Source organism: Methylotetracoccus oryzae (assembly GCF_006175985.1).
In the GTDB taxonomy this organism is placed as follows: Bacteria; Pseudomonadota; Gammaproteobacteria; order Methylococcales; family Methylococcaceae; genus Methylotetracoccus; species Methylotetracoccus oryzae.
Genome location: NZ_SRSH01000010.1, coordinates 11740 through 24690, shown reverse-complemented (window position 1 = coordinate 24690; position 12951 = coordinate 11740). Strand labels below are relative to the sequence as shown.

General features: G+C 64.8%; 18 protein-coding genes. 9 read left to right on the top strand and 9 right to left on the bottom strand.

Features of this window, described 5'->3' with window-relative positions; translation table 11 throughout:
* Position 1: 1 nt before the first annotated feature.
* From BWR02_RS11330 to iscX, 9 genes are all read left to right on the top strand, one after another.
* A complete protein-coding gene (locus BWR02_RS11330) occupies positions 2-589 on the top strand; it encodes a hypothetical protein (RefSeq protein WP_139557889.1) in 588 nt (195 codons plus the stop codon).
* An 83-nt stretch (positions 590-672) separates the two neighbouring features.
* On the top strand, positions 673-975 hold the full coding sequence (locus BWR02_RS11325) for a DUF6156 family protein (protein WP_139557888.1): 303 nt from the start codon (positions 673-675) through the stop codon (positions 973-975).
* A 67-nt stretch (positions 976-1042) separates the two neighbouring features.
* Entirely contained in the window at positions 1043-2335 is a 1293-nt protein-coding gene (locus BWR02_RS11320) for an FprA family A-type flavoprotein (RefSeq protein WP_139557887.1), read from the top strand.
* Positions 2336-2352: 17 nt separating this feature from the next.
* Positions 2353-2640: a 2Fe-2S iron-sulfur cluster-binding protein gene (locus BWR02_RS11315; RefSeq protein ID WP_129883071.1), complete on the top strand. Its 288-nt coding sequence runs from the start codon at positions 2353-2355 to the stop codon at positions 2638-2640.
* A gap of 58 nt (positions 2641-2698) precedes the next feature.
* The gene (locus BWR02_RS11310; protein WP_139557886.1) at positions 2699-2974 is read left to right on the top strand and encodes a hypothetical protein; all 276 of its coding nucleotides are present in this window, start codon (positions 2699-2701) and stop codon (positions 2972-2974) included.
* Positions 2975-2993: 19 nt separating this feature from the next.
* On the top strand, positions 2994-3410 hold the full coding sequence (locus BWR02_RS11305) for an ArsC/Spx/MgsR family protein (protein WP_139557885.1): 417 nt from the start codon (positions 2994-2996) through the stop codon (positions 3408-3410).
* Positions 3411-3419: 9 nt separating this feature from the next.
* Positions 3420-5099, top strand: coding sequence for a nitroreductase family protein (locus BWR02_RS11300; protein WP_236102164.1), 1680 nt, complete (start codon positions 3420-3422; stop codon positions 5097-5099).
* Positions 5100-5123: 24 nt separating this feature from the next.
* Positions 5124-5612 carry an ankyrin repeat domain-containing protein gene (locus BWR02_RS11295; protein WP_139557884.1) on the top strand — a complete coding sequence of 163 codons (489 nt, stop codon included), beginning with the start codon at positions 5124-5126 and terminating at the stop codon, positions 5610-5612.
* Positions 5613-5695: 83 nt separating this feature from the next.
* Positions 5696-5890 (top strand): Fe-S cluster assembly protein IscX, encoded by a 195-nt coding sequence (gene iscX / locus BWR02_RS11290; RefSeq protein WP_139557883.1) that lies wholly within the window; start codon positions 5696-5698, stop codon positions 5888-5890.
* Between the two features lie 171 nt (positions 5891-6061).
* On the opposite strand, the gene BWR02_RS11285 is transcribed toward iscX, so the two are convergent.
* The 9 genes from BWR02_RS11285 to rsxC all read right to left on the bottom strand — a co-directional run bounded on the left by BWR02_RS11285 (position 6062) and on the right by rsxC (position 12951).
* Positions 6062-6496 carry a hypothetical protein gene (locus BWR02_RS11285; RefSeq protein WP_139557882.1) on the bottom strand — a complete coding sequence of 145 codons (435 nt, stop codon included), beginning with the start codon at positions 6494-6496 and terminating at the stop codon, positions 6062-6064.
* A gap of 73 nt (positions 6497-6569) precedes the next feature.
* Positions 6570-7568 (bottom strand): DUF364 domain-containing protein, encoded by a 999-nt coding sequence (locus tag BWR02_RS11280; RefSeq protein WP_139557881.1) that lies wholly within the window; start codon positions 7566-7568, stop codon positions 6570-6572.
* Positions 7569-7659: 91 nt separating this feature from the next.
* Positions 7660-8022, bottom strand: a complete 363-nt coding sequence (locus BWR02_RS11275; RefSeq protein ID WP_139557880.1) for a hypothetical protein — start codon at positions 8020-8022, stop codon at positions 7660-7662.
* A gap of 131 nt (positions 8023-8153) precedes the next feature.
* Positions 8154-8618 (bottom strand): bacterioferritin, encoded by a 465-nt coding sequence (bfr, locus tag BWR02_RS11270; RefSeq protein WP_139557879.1) that lies wholly within the window; start codon positions 8616-8618, stop codon positions 8154-8156.
* 66 nt (positions 8619-8684) lie between these two features.
* Positions 8685-8975 (bottom strand): RnfH family protein, encoded by a 291-nt coding sequence (locus BWR02_RS11265; RefSeq protein ID WP_129883063.1) that lies wholly within the window; start codon positions 8973-8975, stop codon positions 8685-8687.
* 12 nt (positions 8976-8987) lie between these two features.
* Positions 8988-9677 (bottom strand): electron transport complex subunit E, encoded by a 690-nt coding sequence (locus BWR02_RS11260; RefSeq protein WP_129883062.1) that lies wholly within the window; start codon positions 9675-9677, stop codon positions 8988-8990.
* A gap of 12 nt (positions 9678-9689) precedes the next feature.
* On the bottom strand, positions 9690-10385 hold the full coding sequence (rsxG, locus tag BWR02_RS11255; RefSeq protein ID WP_139557878.1) for an electron transport complex subunit RsxG: 696 nt from the start codon (positions 10383-10385) through the stop codon (positions 9690-9692).
* On the bottom strand, positions 10382-11464 hold the full coding sequence (locus BWR02_RS11250; protein ID WP_139557877.1) for an RnfABCDGE type electron transport complex subunit D: 1083 nt from the start codon (positions 11462-11464) through the stop codon (positions 10382-10384). Before BWR02_RS11250 ends, rsxG begins: the two co-directional genes overlap by 4 nt.
* Positions 11461-12951, bottom strand: a complete 1491-nt coding sequence (gene rsxC / locus BWR02_RS11245) for an electron transport complex subunit RsxC (RefSeq protein WP_139557876.1) — start codon at positions 12949-12951, stop codon at positions 11461-11463. The genes BWR02_RS11250 and rsxC overlap by 4 nt, the downstream gene beginning before the upstream one ends.

The following is a 12951-nucleotide window of genomic DNA, read 5'->3' as shown; positions in this document are numbered from 1 at the left end:
TATGACCACTATCAACGAAACACCGCTGGGCACCCTCGACGCCGAAGGACGCCTGATGAGCCCCGTCTTCAAGGGTGCCACCGCCAAAGCCGGACATTTCGGTTTCCGGGGCGCCATCGCCCTCAAGTTTGCGCAGCAGTACAGTGACGAAGCCCGACCGCCGGAAATCAAGCTCGACCAGGTCATGACCCTGGTGAAGGCCGGCGAACCGACCATACCGTTCCTGACGGGCGTCGCCCTGTCCCTGGAGCATCTCAAGTTGCTGTGCGAAGTGCTGGGCGACAAGCTGTCGCCCACGGGCAAGTACTTCTTCTTTGCCGGGAACCTGGACATCTCCAAGCGCTACCAGATCGCTTATGGCGGAGCAACGTTTTGGGTGCTGCCGCTCGAGGAGGCCACCGTCTACAACGAAATCCTGGAACTGTTCGGAATCGAGCGCAACGACCTGAAAAAGCTGGATACGGCCGGCAAGCTGGTCGCCGTGGCCGAGGCGGCCGCCGAGTTCAACGACAAGTTCCCGGAAATCAGCTTCGAGGAAGGCCTCAAGATCATGGGCCCCATCAAGGTTCCGGAAAACCGCCCGGTATAGGCAGGCGCTGTGACCGGAACGGAGCGGAGCATCTGACTCGGCCTCCGTTCCGCCAGCAGCCACCTGCTGTGACGACGACGATCATGACTGAAGTGCTACAAGGCGAATGCCGACTTTTCCTGACCTACCGGGGCATCAGCCTGCCGCTGACGCTGCTGGCCCCGCTGGAACCGGAACAGATCGCCAACCGCAACACCTACATCCGCGGTTACTTCGATGCGCAGGACCGCTTGATCGGCCTGCAGAAGATCGTCTATGGCGAGACCGAGCTCGAGCATCGGTATCGCTACGACGAGCGCGGTGTGCTGCGCAGCGCGGCCATCATCGACGCCGAAGGGGAGACGGCGGAACTGCTGTTCGACGCGAACGGCGAGCGCTGCGGATGACCGCCATGACGCGCCGGAGGCTGACCGAGCACTTCAACCACCGACGTTTTTCGGAGTTTGAACCCGCATGAGTCCGAAAGCCGTCGAACATGCCATCGCCGACCGGCGCCCGATCGAGATTTCCCCACGGGTGCACTGGATCGGCGCACTCGACCCGGACATCCGGACCTTCGACGTCATCCTGAAGACGGCCAACGGCACGAGTTACAACGCGTACGTCGTGCGCGGCAGCGAGGGCGTCGCCATCGTCGATACCGTCAAGGAAGAATTCGCCGACGACTTCTTTGCCCGGCTCGAAGCCGTCGCGACCTACGACGAGATACGGGCTATCGTGATCAACCATCTCGAACCCGACCATACCGGCGCGCTGCCGGAACTGATGCAACGAGCGCCGCAGGCGCGGCTCTACATTTCCTTCCAGGCGCAGCTGATGCTGAAAGCACTGCTGAAGCGGGAAAACCTCGAGTTCACACCGGTCGACACGGGTGACCGCGTCGACCTGGGCGACCGCAGCCTCGAATTCCTGCACACGCCCTATCTGCACTGGCCCGACACCCAGTGCACTTACCTCCGCGAGGAAGAAATCCTCTTCTCGGGCGATGTGTTCGGCTGCCACTTCTGCGATCCACGGCTGTTCAACGACACCTGCGGCGATTTCCGCTTTTCGTTCGAGTACTACTACGCCCACATCATGCGGCCGTTCCGCGAGTATGTGCTGCGCGCACTGGCGCTGATCGAACCGCTGCCGCTGCAGGTCATCGCGCCGGCGCACGGCCCCATCCTCCGCGACCGACCGACGGCCTACGTCGGCCGCTATCGCGAACTGGCTGCGCCGCGCCTGAAGCGGGAAATCTTCCCGGGTGAAAAGACCCTGCTGATCTTCTACATCAGTTCCTACGGAAACACGGCGCGCATGGCCGAAGCGATCTATGCCGCGGCCCAGGAAATTGAAGGCGTCCGGGCCTCGCTGTACGACCTGACTGGCGGCGAGACGAACTCCTTCGCCGATCTGCTCGAAGAGGCGGATGGGCTGGTGCTGGGCTCGCCGACCATCAATGGCGATGCGGTCAAGCCCATCTGGGACCTGCTGTCGTCACTGACCGTGATCGACATGAAGGGCAAGCTAGGCGCGGCCTTCGGTTCCTTCGGCTGGAGCGGCGAGGCGGTGCGGATGATCGAGGACCGGCTGCGCGGCCTGAAACTGCGCGTGCCCCTGCAAGGCGTGCGCCTCAAGCTGATCCCGACGCCCGAAGAGATCGAGGAGTGCCGGCAGTTTGGCCGCTCCCTCGGCGAGGAACTGATGGGCCGGCGCGCGAACCGGGTCATCGACATGAGCGAACTGTTGTCCTCCAACTCCTGACACTAAGAGAGATTCCCATGGCCAAAGCCACCGTTACCTTTGCCGACATCGGCGTCACCGTGACCGTGCCGGCCGGCACCCGCATCATCGAGATCTCCGAAAAGGTCGGGGCCGGCATCACCTATGGCTGCCGGGAGGGCGACTGCGGCACCTGCATCATGAAGGTCGTCGAGGGCTGGGACAATCTGACCGAACCCTCGGTGCTGGAGGGCAAGGTGCTGCGCGACAACTACGCCGGCAAGCATCATCGCCTGGCCTGCCAGGCGCAGGTCCTGGGTGGCGACATTGCCGTGAAGCCCGCGTGATGCAGGCGCGCGACTGAACTGAACACCGCTTTTCCCCTCAACCATCCGGAGCACATCCATGCGCTACGAAGAACTGAAAGGCAACCTGACACTCTGCAGCGGCACCCGCAAGGGCAGCGCCGACACCTGCCGCGGCACGCTGCATCGTTGCGGCAACTGTGGCACCGAAGGCTGCAAGCAGTCCCACGCCGATAGCTGCTCCAACCAGGCTTTCAACGTGCTGGGACATTGTCTGAAATGCCAGGCCACGAACCGGATGGAGACACTTGCGCCGGGGGACTACACGCCGCAACAGGCCTGGCTGGCCGGCACCGATTCATCGTCCACGCATTAGCGCTGCGATCGACTCCCCCATGTCCACCATCCTGTTCTACGAGAAACCCGGCTGCGCGAACAATCAGCGGCAGAAGGCTCTGCTGTCGGCTGCCGGGCATCAGCTGGAGGTCCGCAATCTGCTGGAAACTCGCTGGCAGCCCGAGGAATTGCGCGCCTTTTTCGGCGAGCGGCCGGTCAGCGAGTGGTTCAATCGCGCGGCGCCCCGGGTCAAATCGGGTGAAGTCGTTCCGGAAGCGCTCGATGCGACGACCGCATTGAAATTGATGCTGCAGGATCCGCTGCTGATCCGCCGACCGCTGTTGCAGTCGGGCGAGCGTCGCGAAGCTGGCTTCGACCCGGCCCGCATCGCGGATTGGCTGGGCGCACCCGAGGATCCGGCCGAACGCCCGGACCTCGAGCGTTGTCGCCGCACGGACCCGTGTCCGTCGCCCTAGGCCAAAAAAGTGCAGCGTTATCGCCGCGTTTTCACGCCGATCCAGGGCGGCTCGCTCGGTACCGGCGACGCCGACACGCTCGAGAGTCGCCTGGCGCGCGTCCTCGCCTACCATGAGCGGACCAAACATCGCGTGTCGGGCTATGCCCGCGGTCCGGAGGCGCTGGACTGGAGCGGCCAACCCGATCCGTTCCGGCACTTCGACGGCTGCGCCCGACTGTCCCTGCCTTTGCTCGCCGATACGCTGACGACGCCGTTTAGCGCCTTAAGTCAGCCGGGCAGCGTGGCGCCACAACCCGTCTCGCTCGAAACCATCGGCCTGTTGTTCGAGCTATCGCTGGGCCTGTCGGCGTGGAAGACCTACGGTCCCGATCGCTGGGCCGTGCGCTGCAACCCCTCCAGCGGCAACCTGCATCCGACCGAGAGCTACCTGCTGTGCCGCGGCATCGAGCCGCTGGATGACGGCCTCTATCACTACCGCTGCGAGAACCACAGCCTGGAACGCCGCCGCGGGTCCGGCCCAGCAGCGGGGCTCGACCAGCCTCCGGAACTGTTGATCGGCCTGAGCTCGATTCATTGGCGCGAAGCCTGGAAATACGGCGAGCGCGCATTCCGTTATTGTCAGCTGGATCTCGGACATGCCATCGGTGCGCTGCGCTACGCCGCCGCGGCCCTGGGCTGGCAGCTCAGGGTCGTCGAAAGCGCGGACTGGGCGCAGATCGCACGACGCCTGGGTCTGGATCGACGGCAGGATTTCGTCGGCGTCGAATCCGAAGAGGCCGAAGTGCTGCTCGAAGTGGTGACGGACCGACGCGACCCGACGCTTCCGGATTTACCGATCGATCCCGCAACCCGCGCGGGCGCCGACACGTGGTACGGAACGGCCAATGTGCTGGACCGCCATCCCATGTATCACTGGCCGGTGATCGACGAGGTCGCGGAGGCGACGCGCAGGGCGGGCGAAAGTCCCCGGCAGGCTGCCGGCGAGACCTTCCCGCCCCTCGCCGCAAAAACCGATCCAACCCCCGCAGCAACGTTGATTCGCCAGCGGCGCAGCGCCCAGCGTTTCGACAGCGGCAAAGCGCTCGCTCGCGACACCTTCTACGACCTGCTGGACACCCTGCTGCCGCGCGCCCTGCCCCCGTGGGATGTCTGGCGTTTTCCGGCCCGTATGCATCTCGCGCTGATGGTCCACCGCGTGGAGGACCTGGAGCCGGGACTCTACATACTGCCCCGCGCGGCCGGCGCGGCAGAGGCGCTGCGCGCCGCCCTGAACCCGAGTTTCGACTGGCAGCGGCCCACTGGATGTCCGGAACACCTGCCCCTGTTCCGACTGGCTGCGGGTCACTGCGGGTCCATCGCCAAAACGATCCATTGCCATCAGGCCATCGCCACCGACAGCGCGTTCGCGCTGGGTATGTTGGCGGAGTACGAAGCCGCACTGCAGCCCGCCCCCTGGCTCTACCGGGAGCTCCACTGGGAAGCCGGCCTCCTCGGCCAGGCCCTCTATCTGGAAGCCGAAGCCCGGGGGCTGCGTGGCACGGGGATAGGCTGCTTCTTCGACGACAGTTTTCATGAACTGCTCGGGCTGACCGGCCGGACTTATCAGTCCCTGTACCACTTCACGGTGGGTTACCCGATCACCGACAGCCGCATTATCAGCTCCGCGCCCTACGCAGAGCGGGATTGAAAAGACTACCCGGAGCCGGAAACGATGTCCGATACCGAAATCGCCCCCCTGGATCCGGACGATCCTGCCCTGACGGCGTGGCTACTGGCCCAGGGCTTCGACGGAACGAACCTGGCGGGCTCGATCGAGCATGGCATGACGCCGTTGATGCAGGCGTGCCGTCTCGGACACAGGGATATCGTGGATAGTCTGATTGCCGCCGGGGCCACGCTGGATGCGGTGAATCAGGACGGCAACAACGCGCTCTGGCTGGCCTGCTACCACGGTGATCCGGTTATCATCGACCGGCTGCTCGCACACGGCATCGCCATCGACCACCAGAACGCGACGGGTGCCACCTGCCTGATGTATGCCGCATCCAGCGGCAAGAGCGCCGTCGTCGCACAGTTGCTGGCGGCCGGCGCCCAGTGGGCACTGCCGAACCAGGACGATCTGACCGCGCTGGACATGGCCGCAAGCCTGGAATGTCTGCAGTTGCTGCGCGCGGCAAGCCAACGTCGTCCACTTCCCTGACGTGACGGTCGCGCATGACTCGCCCGCGCCGCGCCTCCGGTCTTACGAAACCTGCCTGATCAACTTCCCATCGAGGTAATGACATGAAGTGGAGCGACAGTCTCGACATCGCGATCGCATTGGCCGACAAGCATTCCGACGTGGATCCCCGGTATGTCCGTTTCACCGATCTGCTGACCTGGATCCTGGCCCTGGAGGGTTTCGAGGACAGCGCCGAGAAGTGCAACGAGAAAGTGCTGGAGGCGATCCAGATGGCCTGGATAGACGAAGCGGACTGAACCGCCGCGGGGGCGGAGCCGCCTCCCTCCCGCATTCCACGCTCCCACGGAGAGCTTCATCCCTGCATGTCGGGAGGCCCTGAATAACGCAGGGCTCCCCCGCTCGTCCGCCATGGGGCGCCCGCCGCGACCTTGCCCCTAGGTCGCCTGGGCGCTTGGCAGCAAGGCCTGCTACCGGCCGCCCATGAACAGGTTGAAGACCCGCCGCAACAGGTTCAACTCGACCGGCGCCGTCCCGCGGAGTTCGCTGATCGGCTTGAACACGCCGCCATGCGGTGCGAGCGCGGATCGGGGCGCTTCGAAGGTCTTGAACTGCGCCACGTGAACGCGGATGGGCCGGCCGCCGTCGGACAGCCATTCCTCGAAACCGTCGACCAGAGCCAATTCGGCGGGATTTAGCCCGAAGCGGGCAATCAAGGCGGCCAGCGCAGCCTCGGGCTCGTGGCGCGCCTCGCTCTCCGGCAGGACCGCCAGGGGTACCGCGCCTTCCGGCAGCGGTGCCGGCGCCAGTACCGAGGTGCCATAGCGGGCAAACACCAGCGCCGTGCTATAGGTGTCGAAGTGACAGAGGATCACGCGGTTGTCGTTCAAGGTGTCGTCGGTCATCGCGGCCGTATCCGGGTTGTTGGCAAAACTCCGCCGCTGGCGGAGAACGGGGTACCGGGCACATCACCCGAATTCAGTGCTGGCACGGCTTACCGCTCGGCAACGGATGCACGTCGGGCTTTTCATCCCAAAGCCGCTTGAAACAGGTATCGAGGCGGGACAGGCGCTGCGTCGCGACTTCCAGCTGGGCCAGGCGCGGAAAGCGCCGCGCGGTTCCGTTCCGGTACCAGGCGTCCATGTCCTGATTCAGTTGCTCCCGTTCCGCCACGGTCTCGGCGATCAGTCGGCGCGCCCACACCTTGCTCTGGTCGATGCCGATCGCCGCCACCCGATACCGCACCGGACCGTCGAAAATTCGGACGCCTCCGCCTTCACCGATGGTATGGCGCAGTTGCTCCGGATCGACCACTTCGACGCCCGCGAGGTAATCGATGCCGAAGTGGTAGAGGTCGGGAAGCCATGGGGTCGTGGGCCCCATCAACACCGTGACGGCATCGCGGGCCAAAGCCGCCAGCCGCGGAAAGGTCTTGTTTATCAGTGACGTAGCAGTCATGAAAACCCAATCCGCGCGCGGTAGCAGATACTCGCAGGCCGAATCCGGCAGATCCCCATCGCCGGGTTGCCGCTCCAGCACCGTCAGATCGAGGTCATGCGCCGCAGCAAATCGATCGAGCCCCGGGTAACGCCCGACGACCACGACGTTGCGGCCCCTGAGCTCCGGCAGAAAATGCTCGAACACCGCCAGATTGTTGGCGCTGCCGGCGCGGGGCTCGAGCAGCACGGAGGCCGGAATCGCATCGTAACGATTGAGGCCGGCGTTGACGGCTGCCATGCCCACTGCCGCCCGATAGGGTTCGAACTCGCGCACCCAGGTCGCCAGATCCGTCAGTGACCGGCCGCGCAGCGTCCCGGCCCAGCTCAGGGTGCGCGTCGGGATACCCGGACTCATCGCCAGACCGACGGCTTCCGCCTCGCAATAGGTCCACACCAGACCGATCACCACGGCCCGGACCGGCTCCGGGCCGGCCGCGTAGTCCTGCAGCAGATCGTAGATCTCGAAGGGATCGGGCATCAGCGGCCGCGTGAGGCGGCGCTCGCCACGCGAATCGGCCGATAGCGAGAAGGGCGGCGGCCGTGGGGGAGGGGCTGCGCCATGCCCGAACTCATTCCCCGAGTGCGGGCAGGAGCTTGGCCTCGCTCTTGATGACCTCGTCGCGCCCCCAGGCCACCACGCTTTCCACGAACCAGCGAGGATCGCGCGGATGCGGCTGAACCACGTCGTACTCGGCATAGAACGAGCCGTCGCCATGGAATTTCATCAATCCCACGCGCGAGCCCGCCGCATTCTTCCAGGATGCGCACAGTGTGTTCCCGCCGCTGTAAGGGTCGCGGGCGGTCTCGAACGCCGCCTGGGCGTAAACCGGGGTGTCACGCAACTGCCCGGGCATGAAACCCAGTTTGTGCATCTCGGTCACGAGACGCGCACAGATCGCTTCACCCCGCTTGTCCCAGCTCTGTTCGCTCATTTCTCCCCCTCCGGATCGCAGGCAATCGTGGGTCCCGAGAACGTTCCGTAAACGGCCCCGACAACAGGACTACGGCACCCGGCTCACAGCGCACCACAGCGAACGCGCACGCGGGCCTGGTGGCCGTCCGGTCACACGCCGGACTGCAGGTAATTCTCGAGACCGATCGCCTGAATCAGGCCCAACTGCGTTTCCAGCCAGTCGACGTGCTCTTCCTCGCTCTCCAGGATGTGCTCGAAGAGTTCGCGGCTGACGTAGTCGCCGACGCTCTCGCAATGGGCGATCGCCTCCTTCAGCACCGGCAGCGCGTCATGCTCCAGCAGCAGGTCGCAGCTTAGGCACTCCTTGACGTTCTCGCCGATGCGCAGCTTACCGAGGTCCTGCAGGTTGGGCAGGCCTTCGAGGAACAACACGCGCTCGATCACCAGATCGGCGTGCTTCATCTCGTCGATCGATTCCTTGTATTCGTGTTCGTTGAGCTTCTTGAAGCCCCAGTTCTTGAACATGCGGGCGTGGAGAAAATACTGATTGATCGCCGTGAGTTCGTTCAGCAGTACGCGATTCAGGTATTCGATGACTTTGCTGTCGCCTTTCATTATTCCGATATGTCCAGGTTAACGTTGTCGTGATTGACCCCAGGCCGCGGCCTCTCAGGCAGACGATCAGTCGTCGTCGTCCTCGTCATCATCATCGCCGATCCGGCGCCGCCGGACCGTCTTGGGGTCGGCGATGATCGGCCGATAGATTTCGATGCGGTCCCCCTCCTTCACCGGGGCATCGAGTTTGACGAGCTTACCGAAAATTCCGACCTTCTGCGTCGCCAGATCGATCTCGGGGAACCGCTTCAGTATGCCCGAGCGCAGGATCGCCTGCTCGACCGAACTGTCCTCCGGCACATCCATCCTGAGCCAGAGCTGGCGGTCCGAATCAGCGTAACACACACCTACATTCATGCCGGATACCCGTCAGGAATTTTCTGCCAGCGAGTCGCCGATCGGCATCGCCCGTTGCTGTCTGGCTGCCAGCCGGCGATCGATCAACTTCTTGCCGGCCAGGATGAAGCCCAGCATCAGGAACCCGCCCGGCGGCAGGGCCATCAACAAAAAGCCGCGGTAGGGGTCGATCACGACGGTCTCCAGCCAGGCGAAGGAGTCACCCATCAGTAACGCGGCATCGGCGAACAGCGTACCGGCGCCGACGATCTCGCGCGCGGCGCCCAGGACCACCAGTGCCAGCGTGAACCCGAGGCCCATCATCAGACCGTCCGCCGCCGACTGGGCCAGCGGCCGGCGCGAGGCGAAGGCTTCGACGCGACCCAGAATCGCGCAATTCGTGACGATCAGCGGGATGAACAGTCCCAGTACCTTGTGCATTTCATGCAGCCACGCATTCATGACCATGTCCACCAGCGTGACGACCATGGCGATCAGCACGACGAAGATCGGAATGCGGATCTCCGGCGGGATCAACGCCCGTCCGTGGGATATCAGGACATTGCAGACCACCATGACGGCGGCCGTCGCGAGCCCCATGCCGAGGCCGTTGGTCGCGGTGCCGGTGACCGCCAGCAGCGGGCATAGACCGATGCTCTGGCTGAAGACGATGTTGTTGTCCCACAAGCCGTCGCGGGCAATTTTCCGGAACTCTTGATTCATGGCATCACCGCATCAGCGAGGAGAAAGCAGCTCGTCCCGGTGCCGCTGAAAGAACTTGAGGCCAGCCTGAACGCCGCCGACGACCGCCCGCGGCGTGATCGTCGCGCCGGCAAACTGGTCGAAATCGCCGCCGTCCTTCTTGACGCGCCAGCGCTCGGGTGAGGTGTTCTCCAGGGAACGTCCGTCGAAGAAGGTGATCCAGTCCGACTTGTTGCGTTCGATCTTGTCGCCCAGTCCCGGCGTTTCAGCGTGGGCGACGACGCGCGTTCCAAGCACCACCCCGTCAGCACTGACGCCCATGACCAGCGCGATTGGGCCAGAATACCCGCCCTTGGCGGACAGTTTGAAAGCCACCGCGGTCACCGCACCGCCCTTGCGGGCCACATATACCGGCACCACACCGAGGCCCTGTTCCCCGGTATCGGCAACCGTGCCCGAGTCCCGCAGCAGATCGTTGTCGTAGAGGCCAGACGGCAGCACCTGTTCCAGCGTCGCGAGCAGGTCTTCGGCCTGGCGACGCTCGATCGAGCCCTTCGTGGCCAGATCGCCCACCCCCAGCAACACGCTGGCCAACAAGGCGGCTGCCGCCAGCACGTAAGTCTGATAGTCGAGCCGCTGGCGCAGGGTGTCGAGATCGTCGAATTGCCGCCGCAGCGACTGCCAGCGGTCCGCAGCGATCTCCCGCAGGCGTGCCTGATCGATGCTCATCCGTCGTTACCCGCGGGCAGATCCAGAGGCCTTCCCTTGCGATCGCGGCCATAGATCCGCGGACGCACGTAGTGGTCGATGGTCGGTGTCATCGCATTCATCAGCAGCACGGCAAAGCCGACACCCTCGGGATAGCCACCCCAGGTGCGGATCACGAAGACGATCAACCCGCATCCGGCGCCGAAAATGAGCTGCCCGACCGGGCTGCTCGGCGACGTCACGTAGTCGGTCGCGATGAAGAACGCGGCCAGCATCAGGGCCCCCGAGAACAGGTGGAATAGCGGACCCGGGTAGCGGTCGCCGTCGATCAGGGCGAAGAGGCTGGCCAGCACGGCGACCGTCAACAGCATGGCAACCGGAATGTGCCAGGTGATGAGCTTCCGGCGAATCATCCAGATGCCGCCGAGGAGCAACAGCGCGGCCGAGGTCTCCCCCATGCTGCCCCGGATCCAGCCCAGGAAGGATTTCAGCGCACCGTAATCGCCACTGACGAGGGCCTCGCCAAGCCGGCGGCCCTGAGAGAATTCGGTCTTGATATGGCCGATCAGGGTGGCTCCGGTGACGCCATCCGGCACACCGGAAGCACCGAAGGTGATCGCCAGGCTGTCGAACCAAGCGGGCGCCCCGGGCGACAACGGCGGGGCGGGATCGACCCAGGTGGTCATCTCCAGCGGGAACGACACCAGTAGCGCGACGCGCGCCAGCATGGCAGGGTTGAAGATATTCTGGCCAAGGCCGCCGAATACCTGCTTACCGACCACGATCGCCAGACCCGAGCCCACCACACCGATCCACCAGGGAGCCCAGGGCGGCAGGGTCATCGCGATCAGCCATCCCGTCAGCACGGCCGATCCATCCAGCAGTGTAGCCCTGACCGGTTTCCCGGCCAGTGAGAGGCAAATCCCTTCGAAGCCCAATGCGGCCAGCACGGTCACGGCGAACAGGAACATCGCCGGAAGCCCGAACAGGAACAGGCCGAAGGCCGTAGCCGGCACCAGGGCCAGCATGACCTGGCCCATGATCGCCTGGACCTGGCTGTCGGGCTGGACGAGCCGCAGGGCTGGCAGGCGGCGGCTCATGCCGCTTCCTCCGCCTTGCGCTGCTGGCTCTTGGCCCGGCGGGCAGCAGCCAAGGCAGCCTGCTCGGCCTTGTAGCGGGCGATCCGCTCCTGTTTTTCCTCCGCCAGGCGCTTGGTCTGCTCGGCCTTGAGCTGTGCCTGTTGCCGCGCGATCAGCTCGCTGCTCGCGTATTTGAAATACTGGACCAGCGGGATTTCCGAGGGACACACATAAGAGCACGACCCGCAGCTGATGCAGTCCTTGAGCCCGTAGCCGACGGCGGATTCGAGTTGCCCCGCCCGAATGCGCGTCATCATCTCCAGCGGCATCAGGCCGGCGGGACAGGCGGCAACGCAGCGGGAACAGCGGATGCAGGCCTTCGCATCGGATGCGGCGACTTCCGCGTCGGTCAGCGCGAGTATGCCGCAAGCGCCCTTGACCAGCGGGACGTTGGGGTGCGGCAGCACGTCGCCCATCATCGGCCCGCCCATGATGTAGCGGGTGGCCGTCTCGGGCTCGAGCCCGCAGTAAGCGAGCAGGTCGGCCAGCGGTGTCCCGATCGGCGCCTCGACATTCCGCGGGGTCCCGACCGCCTTGCCGGAGACGGTCACGACACGGCTGATCAGCGGCTTGCCGAAGCGGATGGCCTGCTGGATCGCATAGGCCGTGGCGACGTTATGCATCAGCACGCCAACATCGGCGGAGCGGCCGTCGGCCGGGACTTCCTTGCCGGTCAGGTAGCCGATCAGTTGTTTGTCCCAGCCCATCGGATAGAGTGACGGCACCAGGGCGACTTCGACCGCATCGGCGAACGGCCCCGCTGCCTCGCACATCGCGGCATAGGCCTCAGGCTTGTTGTCCTCGATACCTACGATGGCGCGGCTGCATTCCAGGGCCCGCAGCATGATGCGGATGCCGTCGACGATGTCAGCCGCGCGTTCGCGCATCAAGCGATCGTCGCAGGTCAGATAGGGTTCGCATTCGCCGCCGTTGATCAGCAGGGTTTCGATCCGGTTCCGGCGGCCCAGGTTCAGCTTGACAGCCGACGGAAACGCGGCACCGCCCATGCCGACGATGCCCGCCGCACCGACGCGCCGCGCAATCTCCTCGGGGCTCAGACTGAACGGGTCGGCCGCATCGAGTACCTCCAGCCACTGATCCTCGCCATCGGGCTCCAGCACCAGAGTCGGCGTCGGCAAGGCCGAAGGGTGTGCGGCCGGAAAATCCATCAGGTCGAAGACGATCCCCGAGGTCGGCGCATGAACCGGCGCGGAGATATTCCCCTGACCCGCCGCCAGTAACTGTCCCTTGCGGACCCGATCTCCGACCCGGACGACCGGCTCGGCGGGCTGCCCGACATGCTGCTGCAGCGACAGGTAGAGCTTCTCCGGCAACGGGAAGTCGCTATCGATCGACAGTCCGGCGGTCGCCTCCTTGCGCGGCTCGGGATGAACACCGCCGCGAATTTTCGGGCGGGACCAGAAGGTAGTCAAAGCGAAGGGCCACAT

Bases quoted from the DNA above. Each gene is read 5' to 3' on its own strand.
- iscX (WP_139557883.1), top strand. From the start codon at position 5,696: ATGAAGTGGAGCGACAGTCTCGACATCGCGATCGCATTGGCCGACAAG.
- BWR02_RS11285 (WP_139557882.1), bottom strand. From the start codon at position 6,496: ATGACCGACGACACCTTGAACGACAACCGCGTGATCCTCTGTCACTTC.
- BWR02_RS11275 (WP_139557880.1), bottom strand. From the start codon at position 8,022: ATGAGCGAACAGAGCTGGGACAAGCGGGGTGAAGCGATCTGTGCGCGT.
- BWR02_RS11310 (WP_139557886.1), top strand. From the start codon at position 2,699: ATGCGCTACGAAGAACTGAAAGGCAACCTGACACTCTGCAGCGGCACC.
- BWR02_RS11295 (WP_139557884.1), top strand. From the start codon at position 5,124: ATGTCCGATACCGAAATCGCCCCCCTGGATCCGGACGATCCTGCCCTG.
- bfr (WP_139557879.1), bottom strand. From the start codon at position 8,618: ATGAAAGGCGACAGCAAAGTCATCGAATACCTGAATCGCGTACTGCTG.
- BWR02_RS11315 (WP_129883071.1), top strand. From the start codon at position 2,353: ATGGCCAAAGCCACCGTTACCTTTGCCGACATCGGCGTCACCGTGACC.
- BWR02_RS11305 (WP_139557885.1), top strand. From the start codon at position 2,994: ATGTCCACCATCCTGTTCTACGAGAAACCCGGCTGCGCGAACAATCAG.
- BWR02_RS11330 (WP_139557889.1), top strand. From the start codon at position 2: ATGACCACTATCAACGAAACACCGCTGGGCACCCTCGACGCCGAAGGA.
- BWR02_RS11280 (WP_139557881.1), bottom strand. From the start codon at position 7,568: ATGCCCGATCCCTTCGAGATCTACGATCTGCTGCAGGACTACGCGGCC.
- rsxC (WP_139557876.1), bottom strand. From the start codon at position 12,951: ATGTGGCCCTTCGCTTTGACTACCTTCTGGTCCCGCCCGAAAATTCGC.
- BWR02_RS11260 (WP_129883062.1), bottom strand. From the start codon at position 9,677: ATGAATCAAGAGTTCCGGAAAATTGCCCGCGACGGCTTGTGGGACAAC.
- rsxG (WP_139557878.1), bottom strand. From the start codon at position 10,385: ATGAGCATCGATCAGGCACGCCTGCGGGAGATCGCTGCGGACCGCTGG.
- BWR02_RS11250 (WP_139557877.1), bottom strand. From the start codon at position 11,464: ATGAGCCGCCGCCTGCCAGCCCTGCGGCTCGTCCAGCCCGACAGCCAG.
- BWR02_RS11320 (WP_139557887.1), top strand. From the start codon at position 1,043: ATGAGTCCGAAAGCCGTCGAACATGCCATCGCCGACCGGCGCCCGATC.
- BWR02_RS11265 (WP_129883063.1), bottom strand. From the start codon at position 8,975: ATGAATGTAGGTGTGTGTTACGCTGATTCGGACCGCCAGCTCTGGCTC.
- BWR02_RS11325 (WP_139557888.1), top strand. From the start codon at position 673: ATGACTGAAGTGCTACAAGGCGAATGCCGACTTTTCCTGACCTACCGG.